23 protein-coding genes are annotated in these 23,527 nt (G+C 60.2%); 3 read left to right on the top strand and 20 right to left on the bottom strand.

The window, feature by feature from the left end; all coding sequences use genetic code 11:
* Positions 1-252 precede the first annotated feature (252 nt).
* The 12 genes from dapA to H585_RS0106850 all read right to left on the bottom strand — a co-directional run bounded on the left by dapA (position 253) and on the right by H585_RS0106850 (position 13,167).
* A complete protein-coding gene (dapA, locus tag H585_RS0106905) occupies positions 253-1,128 on the bottom strand; it encodes a 4-hydroxy-tetrahydrodipicolinate synthase (RefSeq protein WP_005983227.1) in 876 nt (291 codons plus the stop codon).
* A 39-nt stretch (positions 1,129-1,167) separates the two neighbouring features.
* Positions 1,168-2,007, bottom strand: coding sequence for a UshA-like (seleno)protein family 2 (locus H585_RS0106900; protein ID WP_244432494.1), 840 nt, complete (start codon positions 2,005-2,007; stop codon positions 1,168-1,170).
* 55 nt (positions 2,008-2,062) lie between these two features.
* Positions 2,063-2,338 carry an HU family DNA-binding protein gene (locus tag H585_RS0106895; RefSeq protein ID WP_005983232.1) on the bottom strand — a complete coding sequence of 92 codons (276 nt, stop codon included), beginning with the start codon at positions 2,336-2,338 and terminating at the stop codon, positions 2,063-2,065.
* A gap of 127 nt (positions 2,339-2,465) precedes the next feature.
* The gene (locus H585_RS0106890; protein ID WP_027367288.1) at positions 2,466-3,287 is read right to left on the bottom strand and encodes a MinD/ParA family protein; all 822 of its coding nucleotides are present in this window, start codon (positions 3,285-3,287) and stop codon (positions 2,466-2,468) included.
* 13 nt (positions 3,288-3,300) lie between these two features.
* Positions 3,301-4,122, bottom strand: coding sequence for a GGDEF domain-containing protein (locus H585_RS0106885; RefSeq protein ID WP_027367287.1), 822 nt, complete (start codon positions 4,120-4,122; stop codon positions 3,301-3,303).
* Positions 4,112-5,219, bottom strand: a protein-coding gene (prfB, locus tag H585_RS0106880; RefSeq protein ID WP_102046945.1) for a peptide chain release factor 2 whose coding sequence is annotated in 2 segments (ribosomal slippage) — positions 4,112-5,143 and positions 5,145-5,219 — 1,107 coding nt in all. Because the reading frame shifts where the segments join, the coding sequence is not laid out codon by codon here. The genes H585_RS0106885 and prfB overlap by 11 nt, the downstream gene beginning before the upstream one ends.
* A 1-nt stretch (position 5,220) precedes the next feature.
* On the bottom strand, positions 5,221-6,816 hold the full coding sequence (lnt, locus tag H585_RS0106875; RefSeq protein WP_027367285.1) for an apolipoprotein N-acyltransferase: 1,596 nt from the start codon (positions 6,814-6,816) through the stop codon (positions 5,221-5,223).
* Positions 6,759-7,610 (bottom strand): hemolysin family protein, encoded by an 852-nt coding sequence (locus H585_RS0106870; protein ID WP_027367284.1) that lies wholly within the window; start codon positions 7,608-7,610, stop codon positions 6,759-6,761. The genes lnt and H585_RS0106870 overlap by 58 nt, the downstream gene beginning before the upstream one ends.
* 313 nt (positions 7,611-7,923) lie before the next feature.
* Positions 7,924-9,816, bottom strand: coding sequence for a tRNA uridine-5-carboxymethylaminomethyl(34) synthesis enzyme MnmG (gene mnmG / locus H585_RS0106865; RefSeq protein WP_027367283.1), 1,893 nt, complete (start codon positions 9,814-9,816; stop codon positions 7,924-7,926).
* Between the two features lie 13 nt (positions 9,817-9,829).
* Positions 9,830-11,059, bottom strand: a complete 1,230-nt coding sequence (locus tag H585_RS0106860) for a M20 family metallo-hydrolase (protein WP_027367282.1) — start codon at positions 11,057-11,059, stop codon at positions 9,830-9,832.
* 130 nt (positions 11,060-11,189) lie between these two features.
* Positions 11,190-11,480 carry a PxxKW family cysteine-rich protein gene (locus H585_RS0106855; RefSeq protein WP_005983248.1) on the bottom strand — a complete coding sequence of 97 codons (291 nt, stop codon included), beginning with the start codon at positions 11,478-11,480 and terminating at the stop codon, positions 11,190-11,192.
* 355 nt (positions 11,481-11,835) lie between these two features.
* On the bottom strand, positions 11,836-13,167 hold the full coding sequence (locus H585_RS0106850) for an amidohydrolase family protein (protein WP_027367281.1): 1,332 nt from the start codon (positions 13,165-13,167) through the stop codon (positions 11,836-11,838).
* Between the two features lie 104 nt (positions 13,168-13,271).
* Here H585_RS0106850 and H585_RS0106845 point away from each other — a divergent pair, with 104 nt between their 5' ends.
* Genes H585_RS0106845 through H585_RS0106835 form a run of 3 tightly spaced genes read left to right on the top strand, consistent with a single transcriptional unit; the run spans position 13,272 to position 16,127 of the window.
* The gene (locus tag H585_RS0106845) at positions 13,272-14,075 is read left to right on the top strand and encodes an alpha/beta hydrolase (protein WP_027367280.1); all 804 of its coding nucleotides are present in this window, start codon (positions 13,272-13,274) and stop codon (positions 14,073-14,075) included.
* Between the two features lie 18 nt (positions 14,076-14,093).
* Positions 14,094-15,449 carry a TrkH family potassium uptake protein gene (locus H585_RS0106840; protein ID WP_027367279.1) on the top strand — a complete coding sequence of 452 codons (1,356 nt, stop codon included), beginning with the start codon at positions 14,094-14,096 and terminating at the stop codon, positions 15,447-15,449.
* A gap of 21 nt (positions 15,450-15,470) precedes the next feature.
* Positions 15,471-16,127, top strand: coding sequence for a potassium channel family protein (locus H585_RS0106835; RefSeq protein ID WP_027367278.1), 657 nt, complete (start codon positions 15,471-15,473; stop codon positions 16,125-16,127).
* A gap of 5 nt (positions 16,128-16,132) precedes the next feature.
* Here the strand turns inward: H585_RS0106835 and H585_RS0106830 are convergent, their stop codons facing one another.
* From H585_RS0106830 to H585_RS0106795, 8 genes are all read right to left on the bottom strand, one after another.
* Positions 16,133-16,957 (bottom strand): MBL fold metallo-hydrolase, encoded by an 825-nt coding sequence (locus H585_RS0106830; protein ID WP_027367277.1) that lies wholly within the window; start codon positions 16,955-16,957, stop codon positions 16,133-16,135.
* 5 nt (positions 16,958-16,962) lie between these two features.
* Positions 16,963-18,570: a citramalate synthase gene (gene cimA / locus H585_RS0106825; RefSeq protein WP_027367276.1), complete on the bottom strand. Its 1,608-nt coding sequence runs from the start codon at positions 18,568-18,570 to the stop codon at positions 16,963-16,965.
* A gap of 1 nt (position 18,571) precedes the next feature.
* The gene (locus H585_RS0106820) at positions 18,572-19,804 is read right to left on the bottom strand and encodes an aspartate kinase (RefSeq protein ID WP_027367275.1); all 1,233 of its coding nucleotides are present in this window, start codon (positions 19,802-19,804) and stop codon (positions 18,572-18,574) included.
* Positions 19,805-19,865: 61 nt separating this feature from the next.
* Entirely contained in the window at positions 19,866-20,351 is a 486-nt protein-coding gene (gene tsaE / locus H585_RS0106815) for a tRNA (adenosine(37)-N6)-threonylcarbamoyltransferase complex ATPase subunit type 1 TsaE (RefSeq protein ID WP_027367274.1), read from the bottom strand.
* An 11-nt stretch (positions 20,352-20,362) separates the two neighbouring features.
* Positions 20,363-20,821, bottom strand: a complete 459-nt coding sequence (locus H585_RS0106810) for a CBS domain-containing protein (protein WP_027367273.1) — start codon at positions 20,819-20,821, stop codon at positions 20,363-20,365.
* Positions 20,808-22,370: a bifunctional ADP-dependent NAD(P)H-hydrate dehydratase/NAD(P)H-hydrate epimerase gene (locus H585_RS0106805; RefSeq protein WP_027367272.1), complete on the bottom strand. Its 1,563-nt coding sequence runs from the start codon at positions 22,368-22,370 to the stop codon at positions 20,808-20,810. The genes H585_RS0106810 and H585_RS0106805 overlap by 14 nt, the downstream gene beginning before the upstream one ends.
* Positions 22,371-22,385: 15 nt before the next feature.
* A complete protein-coding gene (locus tag H585_RS0106800) occupies positions 22,386-22,757 on the bottom strand; it encodes a holo-[acyl-carrier-protein] synthase (protein ID WP_014260720.1) in 372 nt (123 codons plus the stop codon).
* A gap of 16 nt (positions 22,758-22,773) precedes the next feature.
* Entirely contained in the window at positions 22,774-23,496 is a 723-nt protein-coding gene (locus H585_RS0106795) for a pyridoxine 5'-phosphate synthase (RefSeq protein ID WP_027367271.1), read from the bottom strand.
* Positions 23,497-23,527 lie beyond the last annotated feature (31 nt).

Here is a 23,527-nt window from a genome sequence, read left to right as displayed (position 1 = left end):
GACAAACCGTGCTCTGGGCCTCCAGGAGGAGCCATATGGAGCCTGCAAGTCTAAAAAACATGTTGGCCTCAAAGGAGTAGGGCTAGTCAGGCACAACCACCCCGTCCAAGGAGGCCAACATCCTATTTAGAGCACTTTGCTTTTGAAAATGCTCTGCAAGCCATGCGTCGGGATGGCTTGCCGCCGCGTGGGCGTAGGCGCAATTCACTTGCGCAGTCAACGCCGGAGCGGGCGTCTTAAAAGCGATCTGCTCTAGACTAGGCCATCCGTAGCGAGCACTGACTTGAGTTCCGATTCCAGCTTGGCATCCATGCGCAGGAGCGGCAAACGCAGCTCCGGACTGAGACGGCCCATAAGGTATAGGGCGGCTTTGACCGGAATTGGGTTGGTGCGCATGAACATGGCCCTGCACAGGGGAGCTAGCTGAAAGTGCAGATCCCTGGCCTTGTCCAGATCACCTTGATTGAAGGCGTTGACGAGGCCGGACATGGCGGCTGGCTTGATGTTCGACACAACCGAGATAGCGCCCACGCCGCCAATGGCCAGCGTCGGCAGCACAGTGAAGTCGTCGCCCGAGAGGACCAGGAAGTCCCTGCCGCACAATTCGAGGACTTTGGATATCTGAGTCAAGTCGGCGGTTGCTTCTTTGACGCCGATGACTTCGGATATTGTTCGGCGCATCTCCGCCAGGGTCTCAGGGAGCAGGTTCGTCGCGGTCCGGCCTGGGACGTTGTAGACGATGAAAGGCATGGAGACCTCAGCCGCAATAGCCTTGAAATGCGCGATAAGGCCTTCCTGGGTAGGCTTATTGTAGTAGGGCGTGATGAGCAGGGCCCCGTCTGCTTTGGATTCCTTCGCGAAGCGAGTCAGCTCAATGGCCTCGCTCGTATTGTTCGAGCCAGCTCCAGCCAGGACGGGCACACGGCCCTTGACCTGATCCACGCAGATGGAGATGACCCGTTTATGCTCGGCATGGGACAGCGTGGCGGATTCGCCTGTGGTGCCGCAGGGTACGAGGCCGTGAATGCCCTGCTCAAGTTGCCATTCCACGAGAGCCCGGTAGGCATCTTCGTCGATTGAATCGTTCTTGAACGGAGTGACCAAAGCCGTGAACGCGCCACGAAACATAGTATCCTCCTCGCTAGCGTGGGCCGGGAAAGCTAAAAATTATTTCTTGGTCTTGTCTAGTGAATTGAAAATCTCAAGTATGCCAGGATCAGAATATATCTTTTCACTTAATGGAATAGTGGTCCAGGAAATGCTTTTACCCTGCTGCCAGGCGAAGCTGCTCGCGCCCTTTTCGGGTAAAGTGAAAATATCGACGCGCTGCAAGGCCTTGCCCTTATCATAAGCCCGCATCCACAAAAGGGCATCCTTGTTCATGAGCCGACCTGTATTACCGATGCCCTGGCCTGTCCCCAAGAGCAAATCGAAACTCGGCGGAGACGTCTCCAGCAAGTTTTGCTCCGCTCGTATTCCCCATGGGCTCAACGCCACGACAAGATCGGCCTTCTCGCGCAGGCGGTTGGCTGCTGCGGCAATCTCTTCGCGTAGCGCCTCCGGCGGATTCACCTGCGCTTCCTTGGCAAGCGCGGGCAGGATGACAATGCCCAGAGTAATGGAGCCTTTGCTGCGCAGGACTGTTTCGATCTGGGAACTCTGCACGACCCAGTTGGTGGGCGGTGGAACATTCAGCGTTCGAAGGTGCGCGGCCTCTGCCGGCGTCAGCAGCCCGATATCGTAAGCCAAAAGGGAATAGACCTTGGACAAGGCGGCTGTCTGGCGCGCATCCGGCGCCGGCCCATCCAGAGGCAGAAAAGAGTGGCCGCTTGCGAGAAGAAAAAGCGGGTAGCCTGAGGCTGCCGCGCGATAATCCTGAAGTGCGGTAGCCCTCCGGGCCAAGCCGCCAATGGTTTTGTCGCCTCAGGTGGGACATGGGCGATACTCGCCATACTCATTGCCAGAGAAAACAATGCCCAGGACGGGAGCGGCCCAGGCATTGTTCATCAGGATCGGTAAAAGAAGGAAAGCCAGGACAATCGTCGCAATGAAGCGTGGCATATCAGCTATTCAGGAACTCCTTCAATTCCTTACCAGGTCGAAAGAAGGGCAGCCGCTTGGGCTCAACATCGACGATGTCGCCGGTCTTGGGGTTGCGTCCTGTATAGCCTTTATATTCCTTAATCTTGAAACTGCCGAAACCGCGAATCTCCACCCGCTCGCCTTGGAGCAAGGAGTCCTTGATGGAGTCCACGAAGGCATTGACGATTTTGGAGGCCTCATCGACATGAATATCCTTGTCTTCGGCAAGCGTCTTGATCAGTTCGCTTTTGTTCATGGCTCTTGCCCTCGCTTATGGCTTGCTTGAGGTGTGCCGCCTAGGGTCAGCCTGAGGCGAATTATTGGGCGTAGCCCCATATCATATGCGTACATGCCGAAAAGAAGCTAATTTCGTCAAGTATTTATTATTTCCCAGCAATGGAGACGTCTCTCAGGGCCGGAGTCTTTGAGATCGTGACGAGGTTCTCGCCCCGCAGAGTTTGTATCCGCTTGGCCAGGGCGCTGATGTCCTGGCTGGCCTGCGCCTTGGTGGTAAGTTTGAGCAGGGGCGTTTGGCGCCGGACTGCCTCGACTATGGCATTGTCGTGGTGGACGCCGCCAAGATACTTGATATCGATGGACAGGAAACGCTTGCAGGCGGCCTTGAGCCGGTCGAAGGTAAGCTTGCCTTCTTCGGGGGAGGCCATCTGGTTAACGACCACATAGAAGTCCGTGATGCCATGCTGCTTCTGGAGCACTTTCATCATGGCGTAGCTGTCGGTGAGCGACGTGGGCTCGGGCGTGATAACCACGATTTGCATGTGGGTCATGGCCGCGAAGGACAGGACCGTCTTGCTGATGCCGGCTCCAAGATCAAGGATAATGTACTCGTAGCCCTTGGCCAGGGCCTTGAGTTTGTCGAAGAGCAAGGCCTGGAGATCTTCGTCCATTTCCACCAGTTCAGGTACGCCCGAAGTGGCCGGCAAGAAGTCGAAACCGCCTGACTCCACGCGCACGAGCACATCCGCGATGTTCACGCCTGGCATGAGCAGATCCTGCAGGTTCATGTCAGGAGAGAGGCCGAGCAGCACGTCCAGATTGGCCAGTCCCAAGTCGCAGTCCATGAGCATAAGGGGATGGCCGGATTTGAAGAGCGCATACCCCAAGTTGAGGGCCAGGTTGGTCTTCCCGACGCCTCCCTTGCCGCTCATGACGGACATGCTCAAGGTGCAGTTCACGTTGTCCATGGTCAGAGCTTCCTTAACAACCGGTAAAGAGGAACTGCTTTTCCCGCGAATGCACCAGAGTGGACTTGGGCGTCACGGCGATATCGGGAATGGCTGCCGCAACGAGGGCGTTGTCTCCCTTTGTCTTGGCCTCGGCCAAGGCGTTCTCCGCCAGGGCGATAAATTCCTTGCCCGTCATGGGGATGCGTCCCTTTATACTGGCGATGCCCACGTTGCAGGCGACATGCTCTGCCTGGGCGTTCATGGTGCAAACATCGTTCTGTAGCCTCTCCAGAGTGCTCGTGGTGCGCTGAAGACCGATGCCCGGAAAGGAAAGTGCGAATCTGTTGTCGGACATGCGTGCGATAAAATCGTACCTCCGCCGGCCGGCGGTTATGATCGCGGCAACTTGGGCCACGAGTTCTTCCAGACCTTCGCCGGCAGGAATGGATATGCCGGTTGTCCGGTCTGTCCAATCTATGTCGAGGAGAGCCACACTTAATGAAGTCTGATTGCGCACTGCCCGCTCAACTTCGTTTTCCAGCGCCCAGGCGAAACTTATGCGGCCCGGCAGTCCGGTCGTCGAGTCAAAATCCGCCTGAGCGGCGAGATCCTCCATGGTTCTGACCAGGTGCATAACGAACGGGTAGATATCGCCCTCAAGCGGAAGTGCAAGGAGAGGGCCAGAGTCAACTTCCGAAGCCAACCGGGTCCAGACATCAAGAGATAGACCGCTGAACACCTTGAACACGGCCGTACTGTCCCGGCCATGTCTCTCTCCCAGGGCAGTAGCGGCGACATCGCGAAGCACCGCGAGTTCCTGGAGCAGTTTTTCCCTGTATGCGCTAGCGGACATGGAACTCTAACAGAAAGTTGCGTATCAGTGGGTCTATCTCGCCATTAAGAACGGCTTCGACGTCGCCGATCTCCATGCCGGTCCTGTGATCCTTTACCAGTCTGTAAGGTTGCAGCGTGTACGTGCGTATCTGGCTGCCCCAGGCGATAGTATCCTTTGATTCGTATTCGGCTTGGCGCGCAGCCGCGATCTTCTTGAGCTCAAGCTCATACAGCCTGGCCTTGAGGATCTTGAGCGCCGTTTCCTTGTTGCGAAGCTGGGATTTCTCGTTTTGGCACTGCGCCACAACGCCCGTCGGCAGATGGGTGATACGCACCGCAGATTCGGTCTTGTTCACGTGCTGGCCGCCAGCTCCGGAAGCGCGGAAGACATCGATGCGTAAGTCCTCTTCACGAACATCGATATCGATGTCCGTGCCCACGTCCGGATATACGGCCACGGAGGCAAAGGACGTATGCCTGCGTCCCGAGGTGTCGAAAGGCGATATGCGGATGAGCCGGTGGATACCGCTTTCCCCCTTGAGCATTCCGTAGGCGTATAGGCCTTCGACCTGCACCGTCACGCTTTTGAACCCAGCCTCTTCGCCTTCCAGAAAGTCCAGGATGCTGACCTTGTAGCCCTGTCTCTCGGACCAGCGCCGGTACATGCGCAGGAGCATTTCGGCCCAGTCCTGAGCCTCGGTTCCGCCAGCGCCGGAATGGATTTCCATGATGGCCGAGTTCTGGTCTTCTGGACCAGCGAGCATCTCTCGCAACTCGACATCCTTGAGCCGCTCCTGGAGGACATCCAGTTGTTCGGACAGGATCGCGAGCACTTCCTGGGCTTGGTCCTCGCGGGCCAGATCAAGCCACTCCTCAACCTCCTGCCTGGTCTTGTGCAGTACGGTCAGACGCTCCAGCTTTTCGGAGATCTGCCGTTTCTCCTGGAGCATGGGCGTCAGACGATCCGGCTTGTCCCAGGCGCCAGGCTTGGACAGCGCGTCCTCTATCTGGCGCAGGCGCTCATTGTCGCGGTCATGGTCAAAGGCGCCCCCAGAGGGATTCGTAGCTGTCCAGCAGTTGCGCGCCGCGCGCCTTCAAATCGTTATAATGCAACATGTTAGGTATTTCTCGTCACGGTGGGCGTCTGTGCCTGCCTGGCGCGCAAAATGGCCCATACGACCAGAAGCAGCGTCAGGCCGATGATCACACTTTGCAAAAGCCACGCTAGGTCATGGTACACCGTGGTTTCGTATATGGCTGAAATATTTCCAGACAAACTAGCAGTCTTGAACAACTCGGTCTCCTGCACGATACGACCGCGTGGGTCGATGATGGCGGAGATGCCGGTATTTGTGGAGCGGATCATGTAGCGACCTTGCTCCACCGCCCGCAAAGCGGCCAGTTGCAGGTGCTGGCGTGGCGCCGAGGTCTGGCCGAACCAGGCATCATTGCTCATGTTTACCAGAACGCTGGCGCCTTTGGTCACGCGCTCCTGCGCCAGGGCCGGAAAAATCGTTTCATAACAAATGAGTACACCCAAGGCAAGATTGCCACCCGCAAGAGGCTGTCCGTCCGTGCCTTCACGGAAGTCACCGACAGCCTGCACGAGCTTAGTCAATGGCAGAATTTCTCCCAAAGGGACGTATTCGCCGAAAGGCACCAGGTGCATCTTGTCGTACTGGCCCATTGTGCCGCCCTGAGGGCCGAGCAAGAACGTACGATTATACATGATGTACCGATTGTTAGCCAGGTCGAATTCGTAGGCTGGCGAACCGGTCAACAGTAGAATCTCCTGCGTCCTCGCCAAGTTGCGCACACGGGCACCTTCGTGAGTCAGTTCCTGAAGGAAGAATGGCAAGGCCGTTTCGGGCCATACCAACAGATCTACGGGATTTTGCCTGACCAGTTTCTCACTCAAATCAATGTACCGGCTGACCGTATCTGTCTGATAGCCTGGATCCCATTTCAAGGACTGGTCGATGTTGCCCTGGACAATGCCAACTCTGGCCCAGCGGCCTTGGGGCAACGGATCGTCAAGCCGTGTCATGCCTATGACTGCCCACCCTGCCACCAACAGAATGGCCAGAATTCGGGGTAAGGTGATGGGCAAACGCCGTCCGGGCAGCACGAACCAAGTCGTGGCCGTGACCAGTAAAGCCGCCAAACCTGTTCCGCCGATAAGGGCTGCGGCTTGAATGGCGAAGGGACGTGCGGTCATGGCTGCGGCAAGCGGCAGCCAGGGGAAGCCGGTGAAGACGACGCCCACGGCCAATTCCAGACTGGCCCAGAGCAGACCCGCGAACAGACCCAGGGCCAGGGGCGACAGCTTGGACTTCGCCCAATGCAGCATCCCGCAAAAAACGGCCGGATAGACGGCCAGATACATGGCCAGGAGCACCGGGCAGGGTAGTGCCAACACCATCGGGATATTGCCGTAGCGATGCACGGGAACGAACACCCAATACAGGCATCCGCTATATGCCAGGAGCGCCGTCAGAAAACCGCGCTTGAGGGCCTGCCGGGGACTTGCGGCCGTGATGGCCAGCCATGCCAGACCAGCCGGAAAGAGCAGCGCGAAGAAGGGTTCCTGGTATACGGGGTTGGCCCAACCGACCCAGGCGCCGAACGCCGCCACTATAGCCATGGCCCAGGTTATCATCGTGAGTCTGTTCCTCCCGCCGGCAGGGCCTCGGGAGCGGAGATGGTGATCCATTTGACCTGCTTCTTGTCTGCTTCCGCCACGGTGATCTTACGTCCTTGCACGACGAAGGAATCGCCGCTGCGGGGCACGCGACCCGTGAGTTCGCACAGGTACCCGCCGATGGTTTCAACCTGATCCGAGGACAAGCGCATGCCGCTTTCCTCGTTGAGGTCCTCGAGAGCCATGCGGCCGGATACGCGTAGCTGGCCGTTGTCCAGAAACAGGATTTCCTCCGGCTCCTGGATATCGTGCTCGTCCTCTATGTCACCCACGATCTGCTCGATAACGTCTTCGAGGGTTACCAGGCCGGAGGTGCCGCCGTATTCATCCAGGGCAATGGCCATGTGCATGCGCCGAGCCAGGAACTCGCGCAGCATGTCGCGCGCGTTCTTGTTCTCCGGAACAAACATGGCCGGTCGCAGGATATCACGGATGGTCAACTCGGCTTTGCTGTTGCCCAGCATGGCTGGCAGAAGGTCCTTGGTGTAGATCAGACCAACTATATTGTCCTTGTCGTCCTCATAAATGGGAATGCGGGAATGGCCATGCTCGACAATAAGCTGTCCCAGCTGCTGGATGGAATCGGTCACTTCGGCGCAAACCATGTCCGTGCGCGGGATCATGATTTCGTGCACGGACAGGCGGCTCAAGCGCAGAACGTTGAGGAGCATGGTCGTGTCCTCGGCTGCCAGGTCGCCTTCCTCCTTGGCTTCGAGGATCGCCTTTTCCAACGGCATCTCATCATCCTTGCCGCGGAAGAGGTTTTTAATATGAACCCAAATACTGTCTGATTGGTTGTCGTCCAACCCAGTACTCCTTGTTGTGGGTGGTCGGGCAGGTCCATGCGATTGTATTCGCGTGGCTTTCGGGTGGCGGATGCCCGAAAGGACCCGTGGAGAAGGTACTGTGGATTGGCTGTATCCGCCGCCTGACCGTATCGGTTCTGTTCCGCAGTCCTCTATGTATTTATTTCTACTAGTCATGTTTGTCGGCAATATAGCCTTAAGACAGAGAAGATCAAGGTTGCCCATGCATGCCTTGCCTGCTTCCCCGCAGGGCCGTCCCATCTTGCGTGACAAGCTCCTGTTCGTCTCGTCGCGGTATATCCATGCCGGCCGATTACAGGAGATGCATTTTTTTGAGGTGGATCTCAAGACAGGATATGGCTGCGGGAGTGATGCCTGAAATACGGCTGGCTTGCCCCAATGTCAATGGTCTGACGCGGCTGAGTTTCTCTACGGCCTCCCGGGAAAGGCCAGGAATTGCGGCATATTCTGTGTCGTATGGCAGGGCGGTCTCTTCCTGCCGCCGTGAGCGGAGCACAAGTTCTTCCTGGCGCTTAAGGTAGCCCTCGTATTTGATCCTGGTCTCCGCCTCGCGCAGCACGCCTTCGGCATATTTTGGCAGATCGGGGCAGAAAGGCGCCAAGGCCTCGATTTCAACTTCGGGTTGGCGCAAGATGGCCGTCAGGGGCACGGCTTTGCCAGGAGCCGTGGCGGCCATGGAAGCCAGAATGTCGCGGGTGGCGGCATCAGGTCGGATGATGTGCGACTCCAGGATGAGCATGAGCTCCGATATGTCGGTCTGCTTGGCGCTAAAGGTCGCCCATTGTGCATCGTCCACTAGGCCCATCTCGCGGCCCGCCTGCGTCAGGCGGGCATCTGCATTGCCCTCGCGCAGCAGCAGCCTGTGCTCGGCACGCGAAGTGAACATGCGGTAGGGCTCGCTCGTACCCTTGGTGACCAGGTCATCGACCATGACCGCGAGATAGGCCTGATCGCGGCCGGGCAGGAACGGTTCTTGGCCGCGCAGAGCGCAGCAGGCGTTAAGCGCGGCCCACAGACCCTGTCCAGCTGCCTCTTCGTAGCCCGAGGTGCCGTTGATCTGCCCGGCAAGGTATAGGCCGGGCAAAGCCTTGGTCTCCAGGGTCGGCTGTAGCTGCATGGGCGGCACGAAATCATACTCGATGGCGTAGCCGGGCCGCACGATCTGGGCCTGCTCCAGTCCGGGAATGGAGGCGATCATGCGCTTCTGGATGTCCAGAGGCAGACTCGTTGGAATGCCGCTTGGGTAGACCTCGGGGCTGTCCAGCCCTTCCGGCTCGATGAACACCTGGTGGCGTTCCTTGTCCGGGAAGCGGGCCACCTTGTCTTCGATGGACGGGCAGTAGCGCGCCCCTGTGCCCTTGATGATTCCCGTGAACATGGGCGAACGCTCGAAACCCTCGCGGATGGCCGCATGGGTGCGCTCGTTGGTGTAGGTGATATGGCAGTCCACCTGTGGCAGGACCACGCCTGGAGAGTGAAAGCTGAAGGGCAGGGGCGGATTGTCACCCGGTTGGGGCTCCAGCTCTGAGAAATCGATACTGTCCTTGAGCAGGCGTGGGGTGGTTCCGGTCTTGAGTCGACCAAGCTCCAGGCCCAGGTCAGCCAAATTCTTGGATAGACCCATGGAGGCCGGATCGCCCATGCGGCCACCGGAATAATTCATCAGGCCGACATGGATGAGTCCCTGCAGAAAGGTTCCCGTGGTCAGCAGCACGGCGCGCGAGGCGAAACGCTGTCCCAGGGACGTGGCCACGCCAGCGGCGCGGCCGTTCTCCACCAAAACTGCCTCGGCCATATCCTGCAGGATCCACAGATTGTCCTGAGCGAACAGGTCGCGCTGCACCACGCGCATGTACTCGCGTCGGTCGATCTGAGCCCGCGTGGCGCGCACGGCCGGACCCTTGCGCGTATTGAGGATGCGGAACTGTATGCCGGCCTGGTCGGCCCACAGGCCCATGCGGCCGCCTAGGGCATCGATCTCCTTGACTATATGGCCCTTGGCCAGTCCACCGATGGCCGGGTTGCAGGACAGATGCCCGATGCGATCGACATTGATGGTCAGGAGCAGGGTAGGCAGGCCGAGCCTGGCGGAAGCCATGGCCGCCTCGCATCCTGCGTGGCCGGCCCCGACCACGATGAGCGCGAAGCGCTCGGGCAGGGGCGCCTTTTGGGGGTGTGCGGGCATATCGTGCTTGCGGCTATCCCTCGGGCCAGAGCATGGCGGCCATGACTTTGGCGTCACCGATGGTGAAGGTGATGGAACTGTGTTCATTGGGCTGATGGGCATTGTGGTTCAGGGTGGACCAGACCACGGCCGGATGGCCGGCGCGACGCAGCACGGCGGCCACTGTGCCTCCTCCGATTCCCGTGGGCTTGGGCTCCACGTCGTAGATCCTGCGGATGGCCGCGGCCAGGCGCGTGACTACTTCGCTTTCTGGCGAAGTGGGCGGCGCGGCATCTTCGCGCTGCACATCCTGGTATTCGATGCGCACGCCGTACTTGGCCTCCACCTGCCGGCCAAGCTCGCGGATTTTGTCCATGACCTGCGCCAGGGGATAGCAGGGCAGCACGCGGCAATCCACGTAGAAAACATCCTTGCCCGGCACGGTGTTCACGTTCTCCACATTGGCCTCCTTCTTGGTGGGCTCGAAGGTGGAGAAAGGCGGATTGAACATCTCGTCGCGCGCATCGAAAATATTGTACAGTTCACGGATGCGCAGCACGAGGTCGGATGCCGCCACCAGGGTGTTGTTGCCCTGCTCGGGCGTGGAGGCATGGCACTGCTTGCCGAACACCGTAATCTTGAGCCAGAAGATGCTCTTCTCGGCCACTTCCATCATGCTAGAATCCGGGCCGCCGAAGTCTGGCACCAGGAACAGGTCGCCGGGGTGGAAATAGTCCGCATATTGCTTGATGACGTATTCCAGACCGAACTTGCTGGCTGTCTCCTCGTCGGCAACGAAGAGCATACCCAGGTTGATAGGCGGCGTGAGCCGCTCCTCCAGGATGCTCTGGGCCAAAATAAGTGAGGAAACCGCGGCCTGATTGTTGTCCTCGGTGCCGCGTCCGTAGAGCTGGTCGCCCTCAACGCGCAACACATAGGGATCTCCCTCCCACAGGGAGAGATCGCCTGGCGGCACGATGTCCAGGTGCGAGATGACCCAAAGGGTTTTGCTCCTGTCCTTGCCGGGAATGACACAGGTGAAATTCGGGCGCAGGCCGTCCGGCACCCGCGAATCGGGAGCGTGCATGTCCTTGTCCACGCCTAGGCCCATTTCCGCGAGCATGGCCTTGGTCAGCTGGGCCTTGGCCCATTCCCCTTGGCCTTCGTTATCCGGGCCCAGTGCGGGAACGGCCACCAGGCGGCGCTGCAGTTCGATTACTGTCTGGCGCTTGCCCTCAAGCCTGCGAAGGAGCGAATCGAGCATGCGTTTCTCCCTTGGGGGATAAGTTCATGGGCAATGGATAAGGAAAAACTAGCTTCAAGATAAGGGGTGAGATCCCCGAGGACAATGAAAAAGGCGGGCCCTGGCGGACCCGCCTTGAAAGACTGGTTGTCTACCTGCCGCGGGCCGCGCGCTTGGAGGCCTTGAGGGGGTTGACCTTGACCTTGCCTTCCTTGGTCACCTCGGCGCGAACGTGGGTGGCGAAATTGCACACGCCTTGGTTCCACTTCTGGGCCGGCTTGGCATAGGTTGGGCAGTACTTTTTGTCATCGTGCGCGACGGCACGTTCACAGCCTTCACACTTCTCCACAATGGGATCCATGATGAAGCCCTTGTAGCTGAGGCCCTCGTCAGTCATCACGGCACCGTCAATATGGGCCTGAGTCTTCTTCGCCTTGGCCATCGTATCCTCCTTCCTCGCCGCCTAGGCGGCGTATGAATTGACTTCAGAGTCTCGAAAACAGGAGTAAATGGATCACAACCGGGCCTTTGTCAAGGCCATTAATCCTTGGCGGATTCTGAAAAACAAGCTGGGGCTTTCCCGCGCCAGTTGCGCAAATTGCGATTTGCTGCGGACGAATGCTTCACAACCGGCGTGCCAGCCCGGCCCGCAGCCTGCTTTCCAACAAGTTGCAGGGCATTTTGCTTTTGAAAATGCTCTGCAAGCCGTGCGTCGGCATGGCTTGCAGCCGCGTAGGCGTAGGCGCAATTCACTTGCGCCGTCAACGCCGGAGCGGGCGTCTTAAAGGCAATCTGCTTTAATTGGTCTTGTGCGCCCTGGCCTTGACCCAACGGGCAACCTTGACAGCCTCGCGTGCCAGCCCGTCCATATCCATGGTTGCGTAGCGGCCGTGTTCATAAAGCACTTTGCCGTTGACCATGGTCAGGCAGACCTCCATACCGCTGGCGGCATAGGCCAGGTGCGAAACCGGGTTGTACAGGGGCAGCATGTTGGGCTGGTTCAGATCCAGGGCAATCAGGTCCGCGGCCTTGCCCGCCTCCAGACAGCCCAACTCTTCCCATCCCAGTGCCTTGGCTCCGTTCACCGTGGCCATGTCCAGCGCGGCCTGGGCGTTCAGAGCCGTGGGATCCATGGTGCGCACCTTCTGCAGCAGGGCCGCGCTGTTCATTTCCAGGAACATGTTCAGGTCGTTGTTGCTCGCCGCGCCGTCGGTACCCAGGCAGACGTTGACGCCGGCTCTGCGCAGGTCCTCGATGCGGGCCATGCCGCTGGTGAGCTTCATATTGCTTTGCGGGCAGTGCACCACGTGCGCCCCGGTTTCGGCCATGCGGGCCATCTCTTCGGGCGTAAGGTCCACGCAATGGGCGAACACGCACTTGGAGCCGGATATGCCCAGGCTTTCCAGGTAGTCCAGCGGGCGGCGGCCAAACTGCTCCAGGGATGTCCTGGTTTCGGTTTCGGATTCCGAGAGGTGCGTCTTCCAGATGCAGCCGTGGGCCTGAGCCAACTCCCAGCTCCGCTTCAGGATTTCGGGAGTGGTGGTGTAAACAGCGTGGGGCATGATGGCCGTGCGGATGTGTCCGTGACCCTTGTAGCGGGCGTGCAGATCCTCAATGATCGGCCAAGCGTCTTCGGTCTTGGCGTAGGCGGGCGAGGGAAAGGCGAAAATGCCCTCTCCGAGGACGGCTCTGATGCCGGCTTCGTCCACGGCTCGGGCGGTCTCGGCCTCCATCAGGTACATGTCGCAGAAGCAGGTCGTGCCGGTGCGGATCATCTCGGCGCAGGCCAGCAAAGCGCCAAAGTGGATGATCTCCTTGCTGAGCGCTTTCTCCACCGGCCAGATGTTCTCGGTAAGCCAGGTCATGAGCGGCAGGTCGTCGGCCACGCCGCGGAACACGGTCATGCTCGCATGCGTGTGGGCGTTGACGAGTCCCGGCATGACCAGCTTCCGGCCGAGATCCAGGCTGCGCTCGGCCTGCCAGCGGGCATCCAGTTCGGCTTGGGGGCCGACCTCGATGATCGTGCCGCCGTCGATAGCCACGGCTCCGCCCTCGACGATACGTCTTTGGGCGTCCTGGGTAACGATGATGTCCGCTCGAAGCAGCAGGTCGCAACGGGAAATGCTCATGGCCCATCCTTGGTCTTTGCGGCGAAGTATCGTAGAGAGCGGCTGATGGCTGCGTTGCCACTCGGGAAATAGACGAAACCGAAAGCCAGGGCAAGGAGCCCTTTATGGATATTGGGACGCGCGAGGACATCGCTTGTCTTCTGCTGCACGGGTTTACCGGCGAGCCGTTCGAGATGGAGCCCCTGCTGGAGCACCTGCTTGCCAGGGGCATCCACGCCGAAGCGCCATTGCTGCCGGGCCATGGGAAGGGGGTGGCGGCATTCGCCACAAGCTCCTTCTCCGAGTGGGCCGAAGCCTCGGAACAAGCCTATCTGGAGTTGCGCGCACGTTTTGCGGCCGTGGCTGTGGTCGGCCTGTCCATGGGCGGCAGTTTGGCCCTGCGCATCGGACAGCGCCATCAGCCCGCCGGCATCGTGACCATGGCGGCGCCCGTCTACATTTACCGCTGGTTTCCCCCCGAGGTTTGCGACTGGCGTCTGCCCTTGGTCGGCATGCTGCGCCGCGTCACGCCTATGGTCAAGACGCGGCCGCCTAGTCCCGAATCCAGGGCCATCGCGCCCTGGCAGGGCATCGGCGAGGTCATGTGCCTGGAGCCTTTGCACAGCCTCATGCAAGGGCTCAAGCCTATCCGCCACGATTTGGGAGCGGTGCGCGCCCCCCTGCTCGTGCTGCATGCGCCCGGCGACAGGATCGTGCCGGTGGGAAACGCCTGGGAGATATTGCGCCGCGTTGGTTCGTCACGGCGTAGACTGGAGTTTCTGCCCATCCAGGAGCGCATCACCAGCCGCCACGTGCTGACTACACACCGGGAGACTCGCGCGCAGGTCTGTGAACTGGTGGAGGAGTTCGTCATGAGCCTGGAATGTAATTCACCCGCCGGATTTTGCGCTTGTGGTCAACAGGTCTAAGCCGGTATTAAGCGGCTCATGTTCTTCAAGAACCTTTTTTCCCCATTCACGCTGCCCATCTACTTCTTCGGGCTGGCCATCGCCATCGGGGCAATCCTGCTGAACCAGCCGTTCAGTTTGGCTGCCGGGAACATCTCCTGGATAGACGCGTTGTTCACCGCCACTTCAGCCACCTGCGTCACAGGGCTGGCGGTGGTGGACACGGGCACGGCATTTTCCCGTGTGGGCCAGAGCATCATCCTCGCGCTCATCCAGGTCGGCGGCCTGGGCATTATGACCTTCGCCAGCCTTTTTTTCTATCTTTGGCGCCGCCGCGTCTCCCTGGCCGACCGTATAGCCGTGGGTCAGAACCTGCTGCACAACCCGGCGTTTCACCTGGGACGCTTCCTGACTCATATGGTCCTGTGGACTCTAATGATCGAGGTCTCGGGCGCGCTGCTCCTGCATTTTTCTGATCCCGAGGGATTCACTCTCTACTCGGCCCTGTTCCATTCCATCTCGGCCTTTTGCAACGCCGGGTTCGCCCTGCACGCCGATAGCCTCGTGCGCTTTCAGGATAATGTTGGCGTCAACATGGTGATCATGTCCCTCATCATTTTGGGCGGCTTGGGCTTCTCGGTGCTCGTGGAGCTGGAAGGGGTTGTCCATCAACGGCTGGCCAGAGGCGGAAAACGCAGGCTGAGCTGGTATACGCGCATAGTGCTTCAGACCAGCCTGTGGCTTATCGTCATAGGCTGGATCTTCATCTATATCACCGAGTTCCTGGGCGAGCGCAGCCTGCTCGATCCCCTGAGCAAGATCCTGTCATCCTTGTTCCAGTCTGTGACCTGCCGCACCGCCGGCTTCAATACTTTGGACATCGGCCAGATGACCAATGCATCGCTGCTGTTCATGATGATGCTCATGATCATCGGCGGCTCGCCAGGCTCCACCGCGGGCGGCATCAAAACCACGACTTTCAGGACGCTGCTGGCCTTCGCCATCTCGCAGATCAAGGATCGCCGGCAGACGGTCATCGGCAAGCACGCCGTGGACTTGGTCACGGTGAACAAGGCCCTCACTCTGGTCATTTTTGCAGTGACCATCATCGGCACGTCCATGCTCATCCTGACCATCACCGAGGGCGGGGACACGTCCCATGCTCAGGCCTCGGGCAACATCTTCATGGACATTCTTTTCGAGACCATCTCGGCTTTCGCCACAGTAGGCTTGAGTACGGGCATTACACCCAAGCTGTCCACGCAGGGCAAGATAGTCATCTCGCTGCTCATGTTCATTGGCCGCATCGGCCCCATAGTTTTTCTGAGTGCGCTGCAAAGCCTGCGTGAGGAACCGTATTACGCATGGCCCGAGCGAAACATGCTCATCGGCTGACGCCAAGGAGGAAAACCCGGCATGGCGGCAAGAATTCAGGTCGGCATCATAGGGCTCGGCAAGTTTGGATTGGCTTTCGGCAAGGCCCTGGTCGATCTCGGGCAGGAGGTCATGGGCATAGATTCGGACATGGACAACGTGCGTCGGGCTCAAGACATCCTTACGCAGGTCTACCAGGCCGATGGCGCGGAGAAGAAGGCCCTGGAACAGCTCGGCTTCAGCGACATGACTCACGTCATGGTCAGCGTGGGGGGGTCCATCGAGGCCAGCGCCATGATCAGTCTATATCTCAAGGAGCTGGACGTGGCCAACGTCTGGGTCAAGGCTATTAGTGCTGATCATGAGAAGCTGCTGCGCAAGATCGGCGTCACCGAGGTCATTTTCCCCGAGCGATATGCCGCCAATCAACTGGCCAACAAGCTGGCTGTGCCCGGCCTCATAGAGTATCTGCCTTTCGGCCAGGACGTGGCGCTGATAGAGTTGACGGTGAGCCGCTGGGACGGCAAGACTTTGCGGGAACTGGCGCTGACCAGTAAATACGGCGTGCAGATCATTGCCGTGCGCAAGGCGGGTGAAGAGCGCTTCGGGTTCATTCCCAAGGCTGACGAGCCGTTGCGCAAAGGTGATGCGCTCGTCGTCATCGGCCAGCGCAGTTCGTTTACTGACCTAAAGTCGTAAATAGATCAGGAAAAGGCGAAAAACAGGCCCGTATGCAGAGGGCGCACACGGCCTGGAAGGCGTTGTTCCAGAAAGGAAATGGAAGCGTCGCCCGCGCAGTGCCCTGGGAAGATGATCTCGCATTCCAGAGTCTCTAATACCTCCGCAGCCTCTTCTTGCGCATCCTGACCAGCCGAGTACAGATGCATCCCACCGACGACGGCGTGGAGCTTATTCACATTCGCCAGTTCGGCCGCGTGCAGCAGGCTGTTGGCCAAGCCGCTGTGACAGCAGCCGAGCACGACCACGGCTCCGCGAAGCGTGTCCATGAGCAGGAAAGCATCGTCCGGCACGCTGTCGGGTTTGCTCGCCTCTTGGTCGAGGTAAAAGTGCGCGGTGGCCGTGAAGCGGCCGGGTCGGCGGGGAATGTCCGTGACGAAACGCAAGCCGGGAGCCAGGGAGCAGTTGTTCGATACAGGCTGCAGGCGGCCGGGGAGCAGGGCGCGGAGGCCTGCCTCCATGCCGATTTCCTTATGCTCCGAGGCCTTAATACTGAAGCGCTGCCGCGTCAGGGCGGGATGGGCCGCAATGGGGCCGGTGAACCCGGCATTCACGAGCGCGGCCAATCCGCCCACATGGTCGTAATGGCCGTGGCTAAGGGCCAAGCCGTCGATATGCGACAGGTCCAGGCCCAGGCGCCTGGAATTGTCCAGGAAAAGGCCAGACTTTCCGGTGTCCCATAACCATTTTTGCCCACCGGCCGCCACCAGCAGGCTAAGGCCCCATTCGCTGCCCAGGCCTTGCCCGCCGGAGCGGTTGTCCACCAGAACTACAAACCCTGGTTCTTGCAAGGTGACTATTTTTCCAGCGTGGTGGGCCATTTCTGCGGATCGTCCTTGAACAGCTTGTAAGTAAAGGAATCCACCAGCGCCTGCCAGCTCGCCTCGATGATGTTGTGCGACACGCCCACGGTGATCCAGCGCGCGAGTTTGTCCCCGGACTCGATGAGCACCCGGACATTGGAGGCCGTGCCGCCGTCGTCGCGAACATAGCCGGTCATGACGCGCACCTTGAAATCCAGCAGGCGCATTTCGTTCAGGGCGGGATAGGCCTCGCACAGGGCCTTGCGCAGTGCGTTGTCCAAGGCGTTGACAGGACCATGCCCTGTGGCGGCCGTGTGATGGTCTTGGCCGCGGACCTTGAGCAGCACCGTGGCTTCGGAGAACGGCTCTCCGTTCTGCTCGTGCGAGTCCAGGACCCGGAAGTTCATGAGCTGGAAGTAACGCTTGGACCAGCCCATGGTGCGGAAGAACAGCAGCTCGAAGGAGGCCTCGGCAGCGGAGTATTCGTAGCCCAGAGCCTCGCGGTCCTTGATTTCGTGGAGCAGGTCCTGCACGCACGGATCGTTCTTGTCCAGTTCGTAGCCGTAGTTCTTGGCCTTGACCAGGATGTTGCTGCGTCCGGCCAGGTCAGAGAGCAGCACGCGCTGCTTGTTGCCAACCAGTTCAGGCCTGATGTGCTCATACGTTTCGGGATTGCGGATCACGGCGCTGACATGGATGCCGCCCTTGTGGGCGAATGCCGAGCGGCCCACGAAAGGCTGGCGCAGGAAGGGTCTCAGGTTGGCCACCTCGGAGACGAAGTGCGAAATCGGCGTGAGCAGGGCCAGATTGTCCTCGGGCAGGCAGGCGCAGCCCATCTTCAGCATCAGGTTGGGAATGATGGAGCAGAGGTTGGCATTGCCGCAGCGCTCGCCGTAGCCGTTCATGGTGCCCTGAATGTGTTCCGCTCCCTGGGCCACGGCTTCCAGGGAGTTGGCCACGGCCAGCTCCGAGTCGTTGTGCGCGTGGATGCCGAGTCTGGCTTGCGGAAACCGCGCCTTTACGGCGGTCATGATCTCCCGCAACTCCGTGGGCATGGTGCCGCCGTTGGTGTCGCACAGCACAAGCACCTCGGCACCGCCCTGTAGAGCCGCATCCAGGCAGCGCAGGGCGTATTCCGGGTTGGCTTTGTAGCCGTCGAAGAAGTGCTCGGCGTCAAAGAAAAGCTCGGGTGCATGCGGCCGCAGAAAGGCCAAACTGGCGCTGATGATTTCCAGGTTGCGCTCAAGGGGAATGCGCAAGGCTTCCTTGGCGTGCAGGTCCCAAGTCTTGCCGAATACGGTCATGACCTGGGGCGCGGCTTCAACCAGAGCCTGAAGATTCGAGTCGCCGTCCGCCGTACTCTTGGGGTTGTGGGTGCTGCCGAAGGCGGCGATGCGCGCGTGCTTCAAGGAGTAGTTGCTGATCTCCTGGAAGAACTGCTTGTCCACGGGGTTGGATCCCGGCCAGCCGCCCTCGATATAATCGATGCCCAGCTCATCGAGCTTGACCGCAATACGAATCTTGTCGTCCAGGGTGAGGTTGATCTCCTCGGCCTGGGTCCCGTCCCGCAAGGTGGTGTCGTAGATGGCGACACGTTTCATGTCAGCACGCATTTGTTCCATTCTTGCCCAGCTCGAAGGCCTCATGGAGGGTGTGCACGGCCAGGGCCATGTATTTTTCCTCGATGAGACAGGTGATCTTGATCTCGGAGGTGGAGATCATGAGTATATTGACGTTCTCCTTGCTCAGGGCCGCGAAGGCCTTGGCGGCTACGCCAGAGTGGTTGCGCATGCCCACGCCGATGACCGAGACCTTGCATACGCCCGTGTCATACTGGATATCCTTGGCGCCGATTTGGGCCTTGGTGCCTTCCAGGATGCGCATGGTCTTTTTGAGGTCCGCGCGCGGGATGGTGAAGGTCATGTCCGTGCGGCCCTCGCGGCTCGTATTCTGGATGATCATGTCCACCAGGATGCCATCCTCGGCAAGAGGGCCGAAGATGGCCGCGGCCACGCCGGGCTGATCGATGACGTCATAGACCGTGACGCGAGCCTGATCCTTGTCGTATGCGATACCGGAAACGAGAACGGCTTCCATACTCTTGTCCTCCTGGATGACCATGGTGCCCGGCTCGTCGGAGAAGGTCGAGCGCACGTGCACCGGCACATTGTACTTCTTGGCGAACTCCACGGAGCGTATCTGGAGCACCTTGGCGCCCATGCTGGCCATTTCCAGCATCTCGTCATAGGTCACTCTGGACAGCTTGCGCGCCTGGGAACAGATGTTCGGGTCCGTGGTGTAGACGCCGTCCACGTCGGTATATATCTCGCACGTGTCGGCCTTGAGCGCCGCGGCGATAGCCACGCCCGAGGTGTCCGATCCGCCGCGGCCCAGAGTGGTTATGCGGCCGTGGCAGTCGCAGCCCTGAAAGCCGGCCATGACGAGCACGTCGTACTCCTCAAGCATGGCGCGGATGCGATCCGTGTCGATGTTCACGATACGTGCCCGGCAGAAATCGCTGTCCGTCTCGATGGGCACTTGATAACCGAGCAGCGAACGGGCCTTGACCCCGGCGTCCTTGAGCAGCATGGTGAAAAGAGCCACCGAAACCTGCTCGCCGGTGGTGACAAGCACGTCCAGCTCCGCAGGATCGGGTTCCTCGGAGAACTGGTTGGCCAGGGCGATGAGCTTGTTGGTCTCTCCGGACATGGCCGAGAGCACCACCACGAGCTTGTTGCCATGAGCGCGCGCAGCCAGGACCTTTTTCATGACCTGCTGCATGCGTTCCAGGCTGGCCACTGAGGTGCCGCCGAATTTTTGTACGACAATGTTCATGAAGCTGTCACGCCTCCCACATGTGTGCGAGAATATATGCTATGATCTATTTATCGGCTGATCAGGATGCCGCGAACCGACGCAGCTTCCCGTAAATCCCGTGCAAGTATCTTTCGGTGGCCTGCCCCCGTGCCTCCAGCTTGACCAGTCGACCAGCCTCGGCCGGTTGCCAAGTCAGTCGCAGCACGTCTTCTGGCAAGTCAGCAGGAGCCAGATACTGTGCCCATTCCACTACAACGAGAGTAAAGGGCGATTCCAGGCTCTCGCAATACTGGTCGTCGGGCGCCGAGCCCTGCTGCCTGTACAGATCGAAGTGAGCCACCTGAGGCCGGGTCGGGTACAGGTTGCAGATGGTGAAGCTCGGGCTGGAAACTTCGGCCTGTTCACTGCCCGGCAGGGCGGAAACCAAGCCGCGCACCAGCGTTGTCTTGCCGGCGCCAAGATCCCCTTCCAGCAATATGGCGAAGCCGGGCTCCGCGGGCAGGCCTTTGGCCAGGATGCTCCCGAATTCCAGGGTCTCCTCGGCATCGGCCAGTCGCAGCAGCATCGACATGAGTCCTAGCGTCCTCCGCTGTCGAGCAGAGTGCGCAGGACGTCTTCCTTGCCGATGACGCCCACGAGCCTGTCGCCCTCGACCACGGGCAGGGTGTGGATCTTCTTTTCCACCATGATCTGCGCGATATCGGTTATGGTCGTGTCGGGCCGCACGGTGACTGGCTTGACTGTCATGGCCTCGCCCACGGTCATGGCCGAGATCTTGCGCATGTCTTCGTCCAGCTTTTCGTAGGAACGCAAGGGGATGAAGCCGTCCAAGAGAGTGAACAGGGTCGGCATGGTCAAGGTTTTCTGCTGCGCCACCAAGTCCGTCTGGCTCAGGATGCCCACCAGTCGGTCACCCTCGACCACGGGTGCGCCGTTGATCCTTTTTTCCAGGAGTACCCTGGCCGCGGCGACGATTTCCGTGTCGGGCGTGAAGGTGATGACCTGGGTGCTCATGATGTCTTTAGCGCTGAACATGACCTTTCAGCTCCTTGATGGCTTGCGGTAAGACATGCGCGATTTCCAGCGGCATGTTGCCCCGGTAGGGGAAATCTCTGGCCAGGATGCTGCCGGCCTGCCCGTGCCATAGTATGCCAAGGCAGGCGGCATGATACGCGTCGAGCCCCCCGGCCAGCAGGCGGCCCAAAATCCCGGAGAGCACGTCGCCGGAGCCGGCCACGGCCAGGTTCGGTTCGCAATATGGCGATACGGCCTGTGGACCGTTGGCGCCGGCCACCAGGCTGGCCGCGCCCTTGAGCACGCTCACTGCGCCGGTGTTCTCCGCGAGTCGCCGGCAGCATTCACTGCGCCGAGCCTGGACTTCAGCGATATCCAGATCGAGCAGGCGCGCCATCTCGCCGGGATGGGGAGTGACAATTGCCGACTCTCCAATTTTTTTCAAGAGTTCCTTTTGGGATGCCAAAAGATTCAGTGCGTCGGCGTCGTAGACAGTGGGCAGAGCCGCGGCGGACAACCAGGCGCGTAAAAAGTTCGCCGTGTCGCCGGCCCGTCCCAATCCAGGGCCGACCACGGCGGCATCAAAGCGCGCCAACTCCGGCTCCAGCGCAGCCATCATGTTCGGCGTCCACTCCGTGCCGCTGCCCAAAGGCAGAATCATGACTTCGGGACGGGAGGCCTTTACCGCATCGGCAATGCCTGCCGGGCAGGCGATGGTGGCCAGTCCGGCACCTGCGCGCATGGCCGCCACTGCCGCGAGCATGGGCGCGCCGGTCAGGCCGGCGGAACCGCCGATGATGAGCACGTGCCCGGCGGTTCCCTTGTGCAGGCCCGGCCCTGGTTTCTCAATGAGATCCGTCAGCCCGGCGGTCATGAGCACGTGGGCGGGGGCATGTGCCTTGCGCAGCGCTCGGGGTATGCCTATGGGCCGCACGTCCAGCTGGCCGATGTACGGAGCTGCCTCGGGCTGGGCAATCCCGATCTTGGCGGCTTCGAAGGTCACGGTCAGATTGGCGCGGACCGCTTCAGGCAAAGGTCGGCCCGTGAATCCCGACAGTCCCGATGGTATGTCCAGGGCCAGCACAAAGGCCTTGCGGCCAAGATCGTTGGTCAGACGCACGAGGTTGAGCATGTCCGGCCGCAACTCGCCGCTCAGGCCCGTACCCAGCAAGCCGTCCACCACCACATCATAGCCGCCCAGGTCGCGGGCGTCGAGATCGGTCGCCAGCCGGGTCGGCACACCGGCCTTCAGGGCCAGCTCTAAATGGTAGGCTGCTTCGTTTTTGTAGTCCTGACGAGGTCTGGTGTGCAGCAGCAGTACCTCGTGGCCAAGATCATGCAGATGTCTGGATAGGGCGGTGGCATCGCCGCCGTTGTTGCCGGGGCCTGCCAAGAGCAGCACACGCTTGTTTGCCGGGCTATGGGCTTTTACGCCGAGCGCGTCGAAAAGGGCCTGCAGGGCCGCGCGACTGGCGTTTTCCATGAGCATCTCGGGCATGATGCCGAAGTCGCGTGCGCTCAGTCGGTCCCAGCCGGCCATCTCGTGCGGTGTGGGCAGGGGTGCGAACATGGTTTCCCCGCTTGGCTAGCCTTCAAGGATGACCACGGCCGAAGCTATATCCCGTCCGTGCGTCAAACTTATATGATACGTGCTTACGCCGCGGGCGGCGGCAAGCTCCAGGGCCGGCCCCGTGAAGCGAATCTCGGGCTTGCCGCTTGGCAACGCTGAAATTTCGAAGCAATGCAGGGTCACGCCCTGCCGGAAACCTGTTCCCAAAGCCTTCGAGGCGGCTTCCTTGGCCGCGAAGCGGGCTGCCACATAGGGTACTGCATTCTGCGGCATGGTCTGGATTTCGGCCGCAGTCAGGATACGCCGCAGGAAACGCTCGCCATGGCGTTCCATGCCCCGCTGGATGCGATCCAGTTCCACCACGTCCAGGCCCAGGCCAAGAATCATGCGCGCTTCGGCTCGCCTATTCGGCGAACCCCTCCACTATGGCGGCCATTTCGCGCACGGCTCGCTCCAGGCCCACGAGCACAGCCCTGGACATGATGCTGTGGCCGATGGAGTACTCACTGATGCCGGATACGCTGCGGAAGGCCTGCACATTGTTATAGTTCAGTCCGTGGCCCAAATTGACCTTGATCCCCAGCCCCTGGGCCCGAACTATGCCGGAGATGATGCGCTCAAGCTCAAGCGCGCGTTTGCGGCCTTTTGCGTCGGCATAGTGTCCGGTATGAATCTCGATGAATTCTGGCGCAATGGCTCCGGCTGCGTCGATCTGGGCCTGATCCGCATCGATGAACAAGCTGATGAGGATGCCGGCATCACGCAAAGGGGCGATGTACTCCGCAAGCTCTTTCTCGCGGCCCAGGAGGTTCAGCCCGCCCTCGGTGGTCAGCTCTTCGCGCTTCTCGGGCACGAGGCAGACCGTATCAGGTCGAGTGGCGAGGGCGATGCCTTGCATCTCCCGAGTCGCAGCCATCTCAAGATTGAATTTTGTTTGTACCGTTTGCCGCAGCAATTGTACGTCCCGGTCCTGTATGTGCCGCCGGTCCTCGCGCAGGTGGACGATGATGCCCTGGGCTCCAGCCAGTTCGGCCAAGGCCGCAGCCGTGACCGGCTCGGGCTCGATGCCTTTGCGCGCCTGACGCAGGGTGGCCACATGATCGATATTGACGGCGAGGACGGGCATTGGTGCTCCTTGACGCTTTGGGCTCGCGTTC

The organism is Desulfocurvibacter africanus subsp. africanus DSM 2603 (assembly GCF_000422545.1).
Taxonomy (GTDB): Bacteria; Desulfobacterota; Desulfovibrionia; order Desulfovibrionales; family Desulfovibrionaceae; genus Desulfocurvibacter; species Desulfocurvibacter africanus.
The sequence above is the reverse complement of the archived record's forward strand: the minus strand, read 5'-3'. Positions and strand labels throughout refer to the sequence as shown.